Below are 16,648 nucleotides of genomic sequence, written 5' to 3'. Positions count from 1 at the left end.
TGATCGGCTGGCTTATTGGTTGGCGGCCGTGCGCCGGCGGCTGATCCCGCGCAGGGCGAGGACCTGGAGCGCGGAGAAGACGATGAGCAGCAGTCCGTAGAGGAACGAGGCGGCGGAGGCCAGGCCGATGTCGGGCTGGGCGGCGGCGCCGGCGGAGCCGCCGAAGGCCAGGTGGTAGATGTACGTGTTGACGACCTCGGTGGCGAAGTACGGGCCGCCGCCGGTGAGGACCTGCACCAGGTCGAAGACCTGGAAGCTGCCGATGAACGCCAACACCACGATGACGACGCCGACTTGGCGCAGCATCGGGATGGTGATGCGGAAGAAGGACTGCACAGGCCCGCAGCCGTCGAGCTTCGCCGCTTCGTACAACTCGGCCGGGATGGTCTGCAGTCCGGCGAGGAAGTAGACGAGGTTGTAGCCCAGCGTGTGCCAGATGCCGATCGCGATGATCACGGCGAGCGCCGTGTGCGGATCGCCGAGCCAGTCGATGTGCCCGTCCGTCACTCCGGTCTTGGCGAGCAGACTCCCCGCCGAATCACCGAAGTTGGCGAGCATGAGCTGGATGACGACGCCGACGACCGCGGCCGAGGTGACGACGGGGATGAAGTAGACGGTCCGGAAGAACAGCGCGAACTTGAGCTTCGGGTTGTTCAGCACCAGCGCGAGCGCCAACGCCAGCAGGAGCTGCACCGGGACGAGGACGAAGGCGTAGACGAAGGTGTGCTCGACCGCGCCCCAGAAGATGCTGTCGCTCAGGATCTGCCGGAAGTTGGCGAGGCCCACGTAGTTACCGGGTGCGCCGATGCCGTTCCAGCGGTAGAAGGTGTAGCCGAAGGACGCGAAGATCGGGTAGACCACAAAGGCCAGCAGGAGTACGGCCATGGGGGCGAGGTAGAGGTACGACCACTTGGCGGCGCGGATGCGGCGGCCGAGGCTCGGGCGGGCGGCGACCGTGGGTGGAGTCGGGGGCGTTCGCCGGCGCTGGCGGGTGTCGAGGAGTGACATGGTGTCGGCTCACGCCTTCTTCTTCGTGGTGTACGGCTTGGTCGGGTCCCAGTCCGCGAAGACGTAGTCGGACGTGCTGACCTTCTTGCCCTGCTTGGCCACCGCGGCGACCGCGTCGGACAGGAGCTGGAACTTCTTGTCGGCCAGGCTGCTCAACGCGCCCTGGACGTCCTTGATTTGACCCGTGTAGACGCCGGTGACCACATCGCTGATGTCCGGCTTGGGGACGCCGGGCGCGACACCGGCCAGTTCCGGGTTGCGTACGAGGGGCACCGGGCCGCGCAGTACCTGCTCGGTCATGCCGATGAAGGCGGCGAAGGGCTTGGAGTCGATGCCGTCCGGGTCGTTGTCCGCGGGGTGGGCCGAGACGCCGTTGAGGTCCTCGACCCAGCGGCGCCCGGCGGCGGGGGACGTCAGCGCGTCGAGCCACTGGAACCCCTCGTGCGCCTTCTTGCTCTTGGCGGAGACCGCGGCGAAGGTGCCGTTGCCGACCGGGTCGGCGTAGTAGAAGCCCTTCGGGGTCGCGGTCGGCGAGGGCAGGGTGACCAGGCTGTAGTCCGTGAACTTGTGCTGGGTCCACTCGGGTTGGTTCCACACACCGCCGACGGTCATGCCGAACTTGCCGCGCTCGAAGAACGCGCGGGCCGCTTCGTCCGACAGGCTCACGGAGTTGGGGTGGAAGAAGCCGCGCTTCTTCCACTCGACGAACAGCTCCAGGAAGTCGGCGTACGAACGGTCGGTGCCGAACGTCCACTTGCCGACGCGGTAGTCCATGCCGGTGCCGGGCACGGTGGGGGCGCCGCCCGGTGCGCCCGCGCCACGCACGAAGAGGTCCAGCCACCAGGCGAGGACCCCGATGCCGTCGGCGTTGCCGAAGCCGAAGCCGTACGACTTGCCGCCGCTCTTCTTGGTGATCGTCTGGGCGGCGCTGGTGACCTCGTCCCAGGTGCGGGGGATCTTGACGCTGCCGTCGGGGTTCGTCAGGCCGGCGGACTTGAAGACGCCGTGGTGGATGTAGAGCTGGAGCTGCGGGCCGGAGCCCTTCAGCGGGGCCGAGTAGACCTTGCCGTCGAAGACGTTGGCGCCTTCCAGGAAGGTGCCCTCGGGAAAGCGCGACTGCCACGCCGGGGTCGCCCACTCGTCGAGCGGGTGCAGCCAGCCCTTGGCGACCTGCTCGGCGACGCTGGGGACCTGCGGGATCATGAAGACGTCCGGCGGGTTGCCGCTGCGGTTGGCGAGCGCGACCAAGTCCGGGTACTTGGCGTTCTGTTGGGTGGTCTTCTTGACGCTGACGCCGCTGTGGCCCTTCTCGAAGAGCTCGATCTCCTTGTCCACCCAGGGGGCTTGGGTGACGTACCAGTCCCAGTAGGTGAGCGCGTCCGCCGACGAGGAGGGGGAGCCGGAGCCGCACGCGCTCAGGCCGCCGCCCAGGGCGAGGGTGCCGGCACCGAGTGCGGCGGTGCGCAGGAGGCCGCGTCTGGAGACGTTCGACGAAGTCATCTGGTGTTCCTCCGAGGCGTGTAACGTTCACTTAACCGGTTACAGGAACTGGGACGTTATGGGGACGACTCACAGCCGTCAAGAGGTTTGACAATGCTGGGGAAACTCCGACAGGTACCTGCACCCGGGCCGTAGAGAAACCCTCGCCGGTTGTGTAACTTTTTCATCGTTGTTACTTACATCGGCTGTTCACCGGGGCGAGGAGAAGCAGAGCATGGCTCAAGGTCGGGGTTCCGCAGGACGGGCGACGATCCGTGACGTGGCATCGCGCGCGGGCGTGTCCGTCGCCACCGTGTCGCGGATTCTCAGCGGGGCGTACACCGCTCCCCCGGCGACGCACGAGCGGGTCATGCAGGCCGTGCAGGACCTCGACTACGTGGTCAACGCCAACGCCCGCTCCCTGAACACGACTTCGGGGCTGATCGCGATGGTGGTCAACGACATCACCTCGCCGTTCTTCATGAACGTCGCCTCCGGGGTGGAGGAGCAGGCGGTCGCCGACGGCCGAGTCTGCCTGGTCTGTTCCACGCAGGGCGTCCCGGAGCGGGAGCTGTCGGTGATCGACCTGATGCGCCAGCGCGGCGCGGAGGCGGTCATCCTGGTCGGCGGCATGGCCGAGACCGAGGAGCATCTCGCCCAACTCACCGCCGCCGCCGAGGGGTTGGAGCGGGCGGGCTCCCGTCTGGTGCTCTGCGCCCGGCCGTGGAAGGGCGGCGCGAAGGCGCCGGTGGACGTGGTGGAGTGCGACATGGAGAGCGGCGCCTTCGCCGCCACCAGCCATCTGCTCTCCGCCGGCCACACCCGGGTGGCCCATCTGGCGGGCCCGCACGAGTTCAGCGTGGCGGGCCAGCGCCTCGAAGGGTACGAACGGGCGCTGCGCGCACACGGCGTCAAGCCCGACCCGGCGCTCGTCGCCGAGAGCGACATGACACGGGAGTCCGGCTACGAGGCGGCCTGCCGCCTCCTCACCGACACCGACGCCACCGCGGTCTTCTGCGCGAGCGACATGAGCGCGGCCGGTGCCATCGCCGCCGCCCGCGACCTGGGCCGCTCGGTCCCGGACGACCTCTCCGTGGTCGGCTTCGACGACATCCCGCTCGCCGAGGACCTCTACCCCCGGCTGACCACCGTGCACGTCCCGCAGCAGGAACTCGGCCGCTCCGCGACCCGCTTGGCCCTGCACCGCCGCCCCATGGACCCGCCGAGCCGCCGTGTGGTGCTCGGCTCGCACGTCGTCGTACGGCAGTCGGTAGCGCCCCCGGCCCGCCTCAACCCCGTTGGAAAGGTGGACAGTTGATACCGGAGGACCGGCTCCTCTCCCCGCACACCGGCTGGACGCGTACCCACTGGGAGGCCCTGGCCGACGCCCAACTGACCGCCGTCCGCCCGTATTCCACCGACCGGCACGCCCTGCTCCATCTCCCGGGCCCCGCCAGCCGCAACGGCCGGCACAGCGACGGCCTCGAAGGCTTCGCCCGCACCTTCCTCCTCGCGGGCTTCCGCCTGGCCCACTCCGGCGACAACGACCCGTACGACCACGCCGGTTGGTACGCCGAGGGCCTGACCGCCGGCACGGACCCGCACGCGCCGGAACACTGGCCGAGCATGCGCGAGTGCGGGCAGGCCAAGGTGGAGTGCGCGTCGGTGGCGATCGCGCTGCACGAGACCCGGCCCTGGATCTGGGACCGGCTCGACGACGGCGTACGGCAACGGATCGTCGCCTGGATGACGGACCTGCTCGGCAGTGAGGTCCCCGACAACAACTGGGTCTGGTTCAGGGCGATCACGTCCGCGTTCCTGCGCTCGGTCGGCGCCCCGTGGAGCGCACCCGACATCGACCACGCGATCGCGCGCACGGAGTCCTGGTACGCGGGCGAGGGCTGGTACTCCGACGGAGGCGGCACCGGCGGCCCGTTGCGCCACTTCGACCACTACTCGGGCTGGGCGATGCACTATTACCCGCTCTGGTACTGCCGCATCTCCGGCGCCGACGCGGACCCCGCCCTCCTCCCCCGCTACCGGGCCCGCCTGCGCCGCTACTTGGCCGACGCCCAGCACCTGGTGGCGGCGGACGGCGCCCCGCTGTTCCAGGGCCGCTCCCTCACCTACCGCTACGCGACGCTCTGCCCGCTGTGGGCGGGCGCCGTCTTCGACGCCACTCCCCTGCCGGCGGGCCGTACCCGCCGCCTCGCGAGCGGAGTCCTACGGCACTTCACCGAGGCCGGCTGCTTCGACGGGCGCGGGCTCCAACCGCTGGGCTGGCACGGGGAGTTCACGGCCATCCGGCAGCCGTACTCGGGGCCCGGCTCGCCGTACTGGTCGAGCAAGGGCTTCGCCGGGCTGGTGCTGTCGGCGGAACACCCGGTGTGGACGGAGAAGGAAGAGGCCCTGCCGATCGAAACCCGGGACGTGCGGCGGACGTTGACCGCCCCGGGGTGGCTCGTCTCCGGCACGGCGGCGGACGGAGTCGTACGCGTCGTCAACCACGGCAGCGACCACGCCTTCGGTGACGGCACCGCCCCCGAGGCGGACGACCCGGTGTACAGCCGCCTCGCCTACGCCTCCCACGCCGCCCCCGACAGCACGGAGTCGAGCCTGAACGACCCGATCGACTCGCACATCGCGCTGCTCGACGCCGACGGACGCCCTTCCCACCGCCGACCGCTGACCCGCCTGCACCTGGGTGTGCGTACGGCTGTCTCCCGCCATCGCGCGCACTGGCCGGTCAGCCCGGTGCCCGCTCCGTACGCCCACAATCCCGCGCCCGACTTCCGTACAGGTCCGTGGATCACGACGGCGTCCGTGCTGAACGGCCCGCTGGAGGTGCGGCTCGCGCGCGTCGACGGCCCGGTCCAGGAACCGCTGCGACTGCGCCTCGGCGGCTACTGCCTGGCCGACGCCGAACCGCCGGCGATGCACCTGGAGCCCCAGCCGGCCGCATGGGCGCACCGCCCAACCGGCCTGTCCAGCACAGTGGTTGGGCTACGCGGTTTCGACGAGGCGGGCATCGCCACCGCGCGGGACGCCAACGCCCTCGGGCCGCACTCGGCGACACCCTGGCTCGCCACCACCGCGGAGGTCCAACTGGGCACGGTCTACGCCGCGTTGGTCTGTCTCTCCGGGGTGGTCGCGGGGCCGGGTGCCGCCGACGCCGTACGACTGGAGGTCTGTTACGACGGTGACGGCACCGCCCTCGCCTCCGTCACCTGGCCCGACGGAACGGCGGACAACGTCCGTCTGGAGCCGCCGAGTTGATGAACGGGACGGCGTGGGACGCGGGCTGTCAGGGGCCCGCGCCCCACACCGCGATCACGTGCCGTCGATGAGCCTGACGGCGAGATCGGGACTGAACTGCCCGGCGGGCACGGTCGGTGCGACGCCGCACTGCCCGTCGGAGTTGCCCGGTGTCTTGACCCACAGCAGCAGGTCCTCGGCGCCGCCCACTCGTGGAGTGACGCCGAGTTTCCGTCCGGCGGGGTTGCACCATTCGCCGTTGGAGCCGTTGCCGTTGCGGCTGGTGTCGACGGCGAAGTGGGAGGTGCCGCCGAGCGCCGAGTTGATCGAGTTGCCGTAGGTCTCCGAGGACGGGGTGGTGTAGAAGTTCGAGACGTTCAGGGAGAAGCCGCGGATGTTGGCCACGCCCGCCGACCTCAGTCGGCTCGCCATGGTCGCCGGGTCGACCCAGTTGGTGTGTCCGGCATCGAGGTAGGCCCAGGTGTTGGGTGCCTTCTGCTGGAACATCTGGGTGGCGTAGGAGAGCATCGCGAGGCGGTCGCTGATCTGTGCGCTGGTCAGACAGCTGAAGTCGGACAGGGCGTCCGGCTCGATGACGACGACGGCGGGGTGGGTGCCGACGGCCGCCGCGAAGGTGGAGATCCAGGTGCGGTAGGCGGCCACGCTGCCCGCGCCGCCCGACGACTCGCCGCCGCACGCGTCCCGGCCCGGGATGTTGTACGCCACCAGGACCGGCAGTTTGTCGTGGCTGTCGGCGGCGCCGACGTAGCCGGACACGGCCGGTCCGATCCCCGCGCTCTCGTTCGCGAACCAGCGGGCGATCGGCTGGGACGCGATCGCCGACTGGATGCGCGCGGCGCGGGAGTCGGAGGGGTTGTTGCGGACCCAGACGGCCGGGCCCGAGTCGGGGTTGGAGTAGAAGCCGCTCGTCAGGGAGACCGGGCTGGCGGCGGCTGCCGAGCCGGTCGCCACGAGGGACAGCGGTGCAACGAGCAGACAGATCAGGGCAGTTCGGAGCGAGACCGTTTTGAGCGAGGTGGTCTTGTGCGGGCCAGTGTTGAGCGAGGCGGTTTTCGACGAGACGGTCCCCAGGGGGTCTGTTTTGAGCAGGGCTTTCCAGCGCATGGTGCGTCCCTATCTCTCGGGGCGGGGCTGCCGCGGGCCCCTCGGCTCGGCTCTCGCCCGCGCTCGTCCAAGCGCGGGCGGGGCCACGGCGGTTGGTGCGTTCAGGCCGCGGCGCTCAGCGCGCGGAGTCGGCGGCGAAGGTCGCCACCCAGGCGAGCGCGGAGTTCCAGTTGATGGCGATCTCGTTGGTCGAGTACGAGTAGATGTCGTCGATGTAGCAGGTGGCGGGGGCGCAGCCGACCAGGTTCTGTTGCGCGACCGGGTCCTGGAGGGCCGAGTCGGGGCCGCCGGCGAGTGAACCGGCGGGTGGGCTCGGCAAGTTGGCGTCGATCTGGTGGGCCCAGATGCGGTTGTGCTGGTTGTGGCTGAACTGGGTGCCGTAGCCGGTGACGAAGGACTGGTTCAGGGCGTTGCGGCCGAGGAGGTAGTCCAGCGACTCCAGGACGGCGCTGCGGTAGCTGTCCCGGTGGGTGAGGTCGTAGGCGGTCGCGATGACCATGGCGTTGTTCGCGGTGACGCTGTTGGAGCCCCACACGTAGGTGCCGTCGGTGGGGAGGTTGGGGTTCGGGTAGCCCTGTGACCGCTCGTCGCGTACGAAGCCGTCGGCGACGGCGAGGACCCGTTTGCGGGCGGCGGCGACCATGCGGGCGGGGAAGCGGCTCGGCAGTCGGACGACGGTGAGGTCGGCCAGCGCACCGGTGTCCCGCCAGGAGAAACCGGCCGGGGTGATCTCCGTGTCGATGCGGGACAGGTAGGCGCGGTCGTGCGTGGTGGCGTACAACTCCGTTGCGGCCCAGGAGAATTCGTCGGTCACGTCCGTGTCGGCGTACGCTCCGCCGCCGACGCTGTCACTGCCCGGGGCGTACATGTCGGGGTGGGCGAGCGCGGCCTTCCAGGCGGTCTCGGCGGCGGTCAGGCACGTGTGCGCGAAGGCGGCGTCGTAGCGGGCCCACACCCGGGCGCACTGGGCGCCCGCGGCGGCCAGGTTGAGGGTCGCGGCCGTGGACGGGGCGTGCAGGTAACGGGGTTGGGAGTCCTGGTCGGGCCGGGTGGGCAGGGCGGTCCAGGCCAGGTCGTGGACCTTGTGGTGGACCATGCCGGCCAGTGGTTCGCCCGCGGGCACCTGCATGCTCAGCAGGAACTCCGTCTCCCAGCGGGACTCGTCGAGGACGTCCGGGACGCCGTTGTGGTTCTCGGGGATGCTCAGCAGTCCGTCGCGCAGCCCGGCGGTGTCGCCCTCGGCGCGCGAGCGTTCGTAGGAGTCCATCAACTGCCAGTCCGCGAGGGCCCCGTTGACGACGTACTTGCCTTGGTCTCCCGCGTCGTACCAACCGCCCTGGACGTCAAGGGAGTAGTCGCAAGTGCCGGGCAGGCAGGGCACGTTGGTGTCGCCCTTGTTGGGGGCCACGCCGACGTGTCCGGCGGGCCGGGCGTAGGCGTCGCCCGCGTACTGCGCCTCGACGGGCGTGCCGCTGCGGACGTCGTAGAAGTACCCCAACGCGTCTTTGCGCAGGGAGGTATAGGGGTTCTCCGCGATGGCGAACGGATGGCTGGTCGCGTCGCCGACGACGAGCGTGTATCCCGTGCCGGCCTTGCGCACCGAGCTGAAGTCGGCGATGTGCACATGGTCGCCGGAGGCGGCGTCCGTGCCCTGGACGTGGGTGCGTCCTGCCTTCACGACCGCGCCCGAGGCGTCGAGCAGGCGCCAACTCACGGGCTTCGTCGAGGCGTTGACGATCGACGCCTTCTTGGGGCCGTGGACCGCGTAGCCGTACTGGTTCGTCCGTACCGGGGAGCCGAAGTCGCGTCCGCCGCCCGGGGGTATCGCGCCGCCGGTGAGGGAGACGTCGTCGAGGCAGAGGGTGAACGGCTGGACGGCGCCGCCCTGTTGGAAGGAGAGTTGGGCGTGCAGATCGGCCGCGGTGGAGTTGCCGGTGAACTGGAAGGTCTTCGGTGTGGTGGTGACGGCGGCGGTCTTGTTCAGGGTGGTCGTGAACGGGGCGGCGGGCAGCTGCAGTACGGCGTGGATCGACACGTCCCGGGTGGCGGAGGCAGTGAAGCGCAGCGTGTAGGGCTGGCCGGCCTCCAGCGGGATGTCGTTCTGGCCGATCATCGAGTCCCACACGTTGACCGTCCCGCCGGGGACATCGGCGCACAGGCGGCCCGAGTTGACGGTGGACGGCGTGTTGCCGCTGCTCCACCAGGAGGTCTTGCCGTTGTCGAACGTGCCGTTGAGCACCCGTTCGTAGGGCGCGTCGGCGGCGTGCGCGGACGTCACGGAAAGCACGGGGGTCGCGGCCAGGGTGGCGACGGTCAGGGCGGGCGCGAGGAGGACCGCGCCCCATCTGGTCCTGCGGAATTCGGTTCTACGGAATCTGGTGCTGCGGAACATACCGGGCCCTTCTCGGTGACAGGGTTCCCGGCTCGGTGCGGCGTCAGTGCCAGATGGTGGGTGGGGGCGGCGAGGCTGTCAAGACTTCACACACAGGAGCCACTTCCACAGCCGCTTCCACGGTCTTTCCGCGTCCGGACCCTTCACAGACCGAACGTTCCGCTCTTAGTCTGCGACTGTTAGCGCTTCCAGTTTCTTACGGAGGCATCGCACAGGAACCGGCCGGGCTGTGGCGTCAACCCAGTTCCATCCCAGCTCAGAAGCGATATTCGCATTGAGGACGAGGGCGCTCCGATTGTCATCGCTCTCGGAAAATCCCGTAGACGGAGGTTCAAGTCAGTGAGGTCGAGGCAGTGAGCACGTTCGATCCCGGCTTCCTGTGGGGCGCCGCCACGTCGAGCTATCAGATCGAGGGCGCGGTCGCGGAGGACGGCCGGGGGCCCTCCATCTGGGACACCTTCGCAGCAACTCCGGGCGCCGTCCGGGGCGGTGACACCGGAGCCGTCGCGGCCGACCACTACCACCGCTTCCCCGGGGACATCGCGCTGATGGCCCAACTCGGCCTGCGCGCCTACCGGTTCTCGCTCGCGTGGCCCCGGATCCAGCCCACCGGCTCCGGCCCGGTGAACCAGCGCGGCCTGGACTTCTACCGCCGTCTCACGGACACCCTCCTCGACCATGGCATCCAGCCTTGGCCCACCCTCTACCACTGGGACCTGCCCCAGCCGCTGGAGGACGCGGGCGGCTGGCCGGTGCGGGACACGGCCGAGCGGTTCGCCGAGTACGCGGCCCTCGCGCATGAGGCGCTGGGCGACCGCATCGCCCACTGGACCACCCTCAACGAGCCGTGGTGCTCGGCCTTCCTCGGCTATGCCACGGGCCGCCATGCCCCCGGCCGCCACGAACCGGACGCCGCCGTACGCGCCGCCCACCACCTGCTGCTCGCCCACGGGTTGGCGGCCGAGGCGATACGGGAGGGCGACTCGCACATCGGCATCACGCTCAACCTCACCCACGTCACCCCGCTCAGCACCGAGCCCGCCGACCTGGACGCGGCCCGCCGTGTCGACGGCATGCAGAACCGCCTCTTCCTCGACCCGCTGCTGCGCGGCGCGTACCCCGACGACGTGCTCGACGACCTCCGCGAGGTCACCGGCACCGGCCACATCCGCGACGGCGACCTGAAGCGGATCGGGGCTCCGCTGGACCACCTGGGCATCAACTACTACGCGCCGATGCTGGTCGCGGGCAGCGCGACATCCGTCCAATCCGCCTACGTGGGCTCGCCGTTCGCCCGGGTCGCCGACGGCGGCCGGCCGAGGACCGCGATGGGCTGGGAGATCGACGAGCGGGGACTCCTGGACCTCCTCCTGCGCCTCAAGGCCGACTATCCGGCCGTACCCCTGTACATCACGGAGAACGGCGCCGCCTTCGACGACGTGGTCGAGCAGGACGGGGTGCACGAGGTGGTGCACGACGCGGACCGGATCGCCTACCTCGACGGCCATCTCCGTTCCTGCGCACGGGCGATCGACCGCGGTGTGCCGCTCAAGGGCTACTTCGTCTGGTCGTTCCTCGACAACTTCGAGTGGTCCTTCGGCTACGGACCCCGCTTCGGCATCGTGCACGTCGACTACGCGACCCAGCGCCGTACGCCGAAGGACAGTGCGCACTGGTACGCCGAGGTCATCCGGCGCGGCGGCCTGTGACGCCGTCAGCGCTTACAGTGCTGCTACTGCCCACCCCCTCCGCACTCCGTACGAACGGGAGCCGCCCCACATGACCACACGGCCGCCGACGCTCGACGAGGTGGCGCTGCGCGCCGGGGTGTCCGTCGGAACCGTCTCGCGTGTGATCAACAACCGTCGGCACGTCAGCCAGAAGGCGCGGCAGGCGGTGGAGAGTGCCGTGGCGGAGCTGGGTTATGTGCCGAACGTGGCGGCCCGTTCGCTCGCCTCGCAGCGGCGCGGTGCGGTGGTGCTGGCGATCTCCAGCGACGACCCGGCGCTGTTCGCCAACCTCTTCTTCGCCGAGGTCATCACCGGGGTGAACGCGGTGATGGAGGAGACGGACCTCGAACTCCTGCTGATCCTGGCCGCGGGCGAGCGGGGCCGGGACCGACTCACCCGCATCCTTCAGTCCCGGGGTGCGGACGGCGTCATGCTGCTGGCCCTGCGCGAGAACGATCCGCTGGCGAAGGTCGCCGAGGCGGGGAACGTCCCCGTCGTGCACGGAGGCCGCTCCCTGGAACGGCCCCCGCGCTGGTACGTGGACGCCGACAACCGGGGCGGGGCCCGCGAGGCCGTGGAGTACCTGATCTCGACGGGCCGCCGTGCCATCGGCACCGTCACCGGCCCGCTCGACATGCACGCGGGTGTCGCCCGCTACCTGGGCTTCCGCGAGGCGGTCGCCCTGGCCGGCCTGGCGGACCACCGCGTGGCGCACGCCGACTTCAGCGAGCTGGGCGGGGCCACGGCGACCGCCCGTCTCCTCGACGAACACCCGGACCTGGACGCGGTGTTCGTCGCCTCGGACGCCATGGCGGCGGGCGCCCTGCACGTCCTGCGCGAGCGCGGCCGGTCCGTCCCCGGGGACGTCGCGGTCGTCGGCTTCAACGACATCCTCACCGCCCGGCACACCCAGCCCGCCCTGACGACGATCCGTCAGCCCATCGTGGCCCTCGGCAGCGAAATGACGCGGATGCTGGTGCGCGTACTGGCAGGCGAGGAGCCGACGCCGCTCATCCTGCCGACGGAACTGGTGATCAGGGAATCCGCGTAGCGCGGCGGTCCCGGCCGTCCGGGCCTTCGCACATTCGGTAAGGCGCACCCCAAGGGTCGTACAACTAATCCCCAACAACAGGTGTTTCGTAGGGCAACAACACCTGTCCCGGGGGGGATATTTTGATCAAGGTAAGCGTTGTCGTACCCGTGTACAACGCCGGTTCCTACATTGACCGTTGTGCGCCGTCGCTGGTCAACCAGAGCCTGGGGGCGGACGCGTACGAGGTCGTGTACGTCGACGACGGGTCGACGGACGACTCCGCCGAACGCCTGGGTCGGCTGGCCGAGGCGCACGCGCACGTCCGGGTGTACCGGCAGGAGAACTCCGGCTGGCCGGGCAAGCCGCGGAACGTGGGGGTGGACCGGTCCAAGGGGAAGTACGTCCAATTCGTGGACCAGGACGACGAGTTGTCGTACGAGGCGCTGGAGCGGCTGTACGCGCTGGCGGAGCGCAACGGGTCGGACATCGTGCTGGGCAAGGTGCACGGGACGATGCAGGGGCCCAGCAATGTGTTCAAGCGGACGGTCGAGCGGTGCACGGCCGCCGACGCCCCGCTCTTCGAGAGCCTGACACCGCACAAGATGTTCCGCCGGGACTTCCTGCGCGAACACGGGATCCGCTTCCCGGAGGGGCGGGTCAGGCTGGAGGACCAGCTGTTCATGGCGCGCACCTACGTACGGGCCAAGACGGTTTCGATACTCGGCAACTACCCCTGCTACCAATGGAATCGGCGCGAGGACGGCGGCAACAACAGCAGCCGCCGGATCACCGCCGACGACTACTACGGCCACCTCGACAAGGTCGTGGAGGCGATCAAGGAGGGCACCCCGCCGGGCGACCTCCAGGACCGGCTGCTGCGCCGTTCGTACCGCGTCGAGTTGCTACGGCCGGTGAGCGAACCGCGCGTACTGCGGCGCACCGGCAAGGACTTGGAGGAGTACTTCACCACCGTCCGCCGGATGGCGATGACGAGTTATCCGCCGGGGGTGAGCGAAGGTCTCCCGGCGATCAGCCGGCTGCGGGCGGAGCTGCTCGTGCAGGGCCGGCTGGACTCCCTGGTCGAACTCGCCCGCCGTACCGAGCAGATCAGGGCGCAGGTCGAGGTGGACGACCTGCGCTGGCGCAACGACAAGCTGGTGATCCGGTCCCGGGTCGGCATGGTCCGGGGCGACGGCGAGCCGCTGACCGTCGTGGAGCGCGGCGGCCGGATGCTGCTCGACCCCCAACTCCTCGACGGCATAAGGGGAGCGGAGAACTGGGAGGTCCCCGACCCCTTCTCGCACGCGTACGGGGAACTCATCGTGCACGACACCGCCGACAATCACTGGTGGTACCCCCACGGGGAGTTGACGCCGACCCTGGAACCGCTCGGCGGAGACCGACACCGGGTCGTCGTCTCCGGCGAGACGGTCATCGACCCGCTGACCCTCACCGGTGACGCGCCCATGAACGCCGGCGCCTATCAAGTCTGGGCCAGCGCACAGCTGTTGGGTGTCGGCCGACGCCCCCGGCTGGCAGCCGCCCCGGGCAGCACCCGCATCCTCCTCGGCACCGTCGCCGTCGGCACACCCCCACGCCTCGTCTCCCCCACCTGGGCAGGCCCGGGCGGCCAACTCCGGCTCACCGTCGGCGAACCCGGCCGGATCGGCACCACCCGCCGCGTCCTGCTCCGGACCACCGCCGACCACCGCCTCCGCCACGGCGTCCGCGAGGTACTGCGCCGCCTGCCACCCGGCGCACGCAAGAACATCCGCGCCACGGCACGACGGGCGGAGGGCTGGATGCTGGGGTAGCGGGAGCGGGGCCGACCCCGGGTCCCCGGCCAGTCCCCTGGAACGTTCAAGGGGCCGCTTCAGATTGATGTGGGGAGCGAGCTGCTCCGCGACAGTTCCTCGGCCACTTCGAGGGTCACCTCGGCCAGGCGTGTCAGTACGGCGGCCACCGGTGCGGAGATCTGACCGGGGGCGGTCAGGCGGTGCAGGACCAGGGTCTCGAACGTGCCCGGTACCGGCAGCGGGAGCAAGGTCAGCCCTGGGGGGCAACGGCGGAGGAGTCGTCATCGGCCCGGGCTGCCGACGTGGCGGGCTATTGGGGCATGACGGCTCCTGGGCAAGGCGGGCGGGTTGGTGGGGCGGACCGCTCCACTGTGCCGACCGACCCGCGAACGAGGAAGCAAGCTCTGCTTCACCCCGCCAGAAAGCCCTGCTTCAATCGGTCGGCGCGGTGCCGGTGTTGCCACTGGTCCGTTTCTCCGTGCACCGGGCTCTCCACGGACCCTGCCGTTCAGGCGTGGTCGGGGCGGGTCCACGGGTTGGGAATCGTATTGCCTCTGCCAGGTGTACGGCGGTCTCGGGCGGGACTTCGACCCCGACCGGCCCGACGTCGGTCAGAACGGGTCATCGTGCTGATCCCAACCCCCGGGCCAGGTCGAACCCTTACGCCATCTCCACCGGATTGCGGCTAGGGTGCTGACGGCTCACGGGGTCATGGTCGCTGGAGAGTGAATCGGTCGGACACGACGGGGGCTCGGGTTGGACAAGGGCGGGCGGCAGCGGAACAGGGTCACCACCCCAGGTCGACCGGACGCGGTGAGCGTGACCGGCCGGCCGGCGCCATCGGTGCTGCCCCCGTCGCTGCGCCCGTGGCTCGGGCTGATCGCGGTCCTCGCCGCGCTGGTGGTCGTCGCGCTCGGGGTCCTGTACTCCGGTCACAGCGAACCCGGCACGGTGGACCGCTGGATCATCCCGCCCACGGCGGACAGTGTGCGTCCGCCGTGGCGCCATGTCGCCCTGGCCCTGGACTTCCTGGGGGAACCCGCGGGGTCGGCGATGCTGATCGTGGCCGGCGTGGTGGGCTGTCTGCTGCTTCGGCGTCCCCGCGCGGCGGTGCTGGTCGTGGTCGGCGTCGGCACGACCGTGGGGGCAACCACGCTCATCAAGCATCTGGTGGGACGTACCATCCACGGCCCCGGCAACCTGTCCTACCCGAGTGGGCACACCGCCTTCGCCACCGCGCTCGCCCTCATGGCGGCGCTGTTCGCGACGGACCGGCTCGGCCTCGGCAGGACGGCCGGTACGTCACTCGTGCTCGCGGCGGGGCTGGCGGCCGGCGCCGCCATGGGCTGGGCCGAGGTCGCCCTCGGCGCGCACTACGCGACCGACGTCCTCGGCGGCTGGTGCACCGCGCTGGCGGTGATTCCGGCGACCGCGTGGCTGGTCGACCGGATCGCCGACCGGATAGCCGAACCCGGTCGGCGAGATCACCGCTGACGTCTCGTCACGCCGAGCGGCGGAACACGGGCCGCACGGGTCGCCCGGCCAGCCAGGGGGTGGGGTCGGCGGCGTCAAGTGCCTTCCGGTACACGGCACATGCCTCGGCCACCACGTCGACGGTACGGTCGATGTCCTCGTCGTCGAGTGCGCTGCTCACCACGAAGGAGGGGGCCAGCACTCCGCCCGCGAGGAGCCGGCGCAGGAACAGCGTGCGGTACTGCTGCGACGGCTGCAGGTTCTCGTCGAGGGTGGCGAAGACCAGGTTGCTGGCCCGGCCCTTGACGACGACGTGGTCGCCGACGCCCATGCCGGCCGCGGCCTCGCGGACCCCGGCGGCCAACCGCTCGCCGAGGGTGTGCAGCCGCGCGGTGACACCCTCTTCGACGTAGGTGGTCTGCACGGCCATCGCCGCTGCCAGGGAGTGCGTTTCCGCACCGTGCGTGGTGGACAGCAGGAACACCCGGTCGCCGGAGTGACGCAGTCCGCCCCGCTCCATCAGATCGCGGCGCCCGGCCAGCGCGGAGACGGCGAATCCGTTGCCCAGCGCCTTGCCGAACGTGGAGAGGTCGGGGACGACGCCGTACAGGCCCTGGGCGCCGGCCTCGGACCAGCGGAAGCCGGTGATCATCTCGTCGAAGACCAGTACGCAGCCGTGCCGGTCGGCCAGGTCGCGCAGGCCGGCGAGGTACCCGGGCGGCGGATCGGTGTGGGTGGCGGGTTCGAGGATCAGGCAGGCGATCTCGTCCTGGTACCGGGTGAGCAGCTGCTCCGTGGCGGCCAGGTCTCCGTAGGGGAACGCGACGGTGAGTTCGTTGGTCGCCGCCGGAATTCCGGCGGACATCGGCGTGGTGCCGATGAACCAGTCGTCGACGGAGAAGAACGGATGGTCGCCGCAGAGGGCCACCCGTGGGCGCCCGGTGGCGGCGCGGGCCAGGCGCACGGCGGCGGTAGTGGCGTCGGAGCCGTTCTTCGCGAACTTCACCATCTCGGCGGTCGGCACCGTGGCCAGGAAGCGCTCCGCGGCCTCGACCTCCACGATGGACGGCCGGACGAAGTTGCTGCCGCGGTCGAGTTCCCGCCGTACCGCCTCGATCACGCGTGGGTGGGCGTGGCCGAGGCTGACCGACCGCAGGCCGGAGCCGTACTCGATGTAGCGGTTGCCGTCGACGTCCCACACGTGGGCACCGTTGCCGTGGCTGATGACCGGGGCCAGGTTCTCGGGGTACTGGTCGTCGCCCTTGGCGTAGGTGTGAGCGCCCCCGGGGATCATGGCGTGCAGCCGCTCGTTGGCTGTCCGCGACAGGGGCAGGTCAAGCACTTCGGTGTCCACGGG

12 protein-coding genes are annotated in these 16,648 nt (G+C 70.4%); 6 read left to right on the top strand and 6 right to left on the bottom strand.

Annotated elements, in window-relative coordinates:
* Positions 1–12 precede the first annotated feature (12 nt).
* Both OG496_RS47375 and OG496_RS47370 read right to left on the bottom strand, forming a co-directional pair.
* Positions 13–1,008 (bottom strand): carbohydrate ABC transporter permease, encoded by a 996-nt coding sequence (locus tag OG496_RS47375; protein WP_405975302.1) that lies wholly within the window; start codon positions 1,006–1,008, stop codon positions 13–15.
* 9 nt (positions 1,009–1,017) lie between these two features.
* A complete protein-coding gene (locus OG496_RS47370; RefSeq protein ID WP_405975301.1) occupies positions 1,018–2,508 on the bottom strand; it encodes an ABC transporter substrate-binding protein in 1,491 nt (496 codons plus the stop codon).
* 259 nt (positions 2,509–2,767) lie between these two features.
* On the opposite strand from OG496_RS47370, the gene OG496_RS47365 reads away from it, so the two are divergent.
* On the top strand, positions 2,768–3,805 hold the full coding sequence (locus tag OG496_RS47365) for a LacI family DNA-binding transcriptional regulator (protein ID WP_366491873.1): 1,038 nt from the start codon (positions 2,768–2,770) through the stop codon (positions 3,803–3,805).
* Complete coding sequence (locus OG496_RS47360) at positions 3,802–5,763, top strand: DUF2264 domain-containing protein (RefSeq protein ID WP_405975300.1); 1,962 nt, start codon at positions 3,802–3,804, stop codon at positions 5,761–5,763. The genes OG496_RS47365 and OG496_RS47360 overlap by 4 nt, the downstream gene beginning before the upstream one ends.
* Positions 5,764–5,817: 54 nt before the next feature.
* On the opposite strand, the gene OG496_RS47355 is transcribed toward OG496_RS47360, so the two are convergent.
* Together OG496_RS47355 and OG496_RS47350 are read right to left on the bottom strand one after the other, a co-directional pair.
* Positions 5,818–6,867 (bottom strand): glycoside hydrolase family 6 protein, encoded by a 1,050-nt coding sequence (locus OG496_RS47355; protein WP_405975299.1) that lies wholly within the window; start codon positions 6,865–6,867, stop codon positions 5,818–5,820.
* 115 nt (positions 6,868–6,982) lie between these two features.
* Positions 6,983–9,259: a glycoside hydrolase family 9 protein gene (locus tag OG496_RS47350; RefSeq protein WP_405975298.1), complete on the bottom strand. Its 2,277-nt coding sequence runs from the start codon at positions 9,257–9,259 to the stop codon at positions 6,983–6,985.
* A gap of 353 nt (positions 9,260–9,612) precedes the next feature.
* Here OG496_RS47350 and OG496_RS47345 point away from each other — a divergent pair, with 353 nt between their 5' ends.
* The 3 genes from OG496_RS47345 (at position 9,613) to OG496_RS47335 (ending at position 13,836) form a co-directional block, all read left to right on the top strand.
* On the top strand, positions 9,613–10,968 hold the full coding sequence (locus OG496_RS47345) for a GH1 family beta-glucosidase (RefSeq protein WP_405975297.1): 1,356 nt from the start codon (positions 9,613–9,615) through the stop codon (positions 10,966–10,968).
* Positions 10,969–11,038: 70 nt separating this feature from the next.
* Positions 11,039–12,040, top strand: a complete 1,002-nt coding sequence (locus tag OG496_RS47340; protein ID WP_405975296.1) for a LacI family DNA-binding transcriptional regulator — start codon at positions 11,039–11,041, stop codon at positions 12,038–12,040.
* 122 nt (positions 12,041–12,162) lie between these two features.
* Positions 12,163–13,836 (top strand): glycosyltransferase, encoded by a 1,674-nt coding sequence (locus OG496_RS47335; protein ID WP_405975295.1) that lies wholly within the window; start codon positions 12,163–12,165, stop codon positions 13,834–13,836.
* Between the two features lie 59 nt (positions 13,837–13,895).
* On the opposite strand, the gene OG496_RS47330 is transcribed toward OG496_RS47335, so the two are convergent.
* Positions 13,896–14,066 (bottom strand): hypothetical protein, encoded by a 171-nt coding sequence (locus OG496_RS47330; protein WP_405975294.1) that lies wholly within the window; start codon positions 14,064–14,066, stop codon positions 13,896–13,898.
* Between the two features lie 571 nt (positions 14,067–14,637).
* Here OG496_RS47330 and OG496_RS47325 point away from each other — a divergent pair.
* On the top strand, positions 14,638–15,312 hold the full coding sequence (locus OG496_RS47325; RefSeq protein ID WP_405975293.1) for a phosphatase PAP2 family protein: 675 nt from the start codon (positions 14,638–14,640) through the stop codon (positions 15,310–15,312).
* Positions 15,313–15,319: 7 nt separating this feature from the next.
* Here OG496_RS47325 and OG496_RS47320 read toward each other — a convergent pair whose 3' ends face one another.
* Entirely contained in the window at positions 15,320–16,645 is a 1,326-nt protein-coding gene (locus OG496_RS47320) for a glutamate-1-semialdehyde 2,1-aminomutase (protein ID WP_405975292.1), read from the bottom strand.
* Positions 16,646–16,648: the final 3 nt, after the last annotated feature.

Source organism: Streptomyces sp. NBC_00988, assembly GCF_045162645.1.
Taxonomy (GTDB): domain Bacteria; phylum Actinomycetota; class Actinomycetes; order Streptomycetales; family Streptomycetaceae; genus Streptomyces.
This window is presented reverse-complemented; position numbering and strand designations above follow the sequence as displayed.

Excerpts from the sequence above, each read along its gene's own strand:
- OG496_RS47375 (WP_405975302.1), bottom strand. The coding sequence starts at position 1,008 with ATGTCACTCCTCGACACCCGCCAGCGCCGGCGAACGCCCCCGACTCCA.
- OG496_RS47370 (WP_405975301.1), bottom strand. The coding sequence starts at position 2,508 with ATGACTTCGTCGAACGTCTCCAGACGCGGCCTCCTGCGCACCGCCGCA.
- OG496_RS47355 (WP_405975299.1), bottom strand. The coding sequence starts at position 6,867 with ATGCGCTGGAAAGCCCTGCTCAAAACAGACCCCCTGGGGACCGTCTCG.
- OG496_RS47350 (WP_405975298.1), bottom strand. The coding sequence starts at position 9,259 with ATGTTCCGCAGCACCAGATTCCGTAGAACCGAATTCCGCAGGACCAGA.
- OG496_RS47340 (WP_405975296.1), top strand. The coding sequence starts at position 11,039 with ATGACCACACGGCCGCCGACGCTCGACGAGGTGGCGCTGCGCGCCGGG.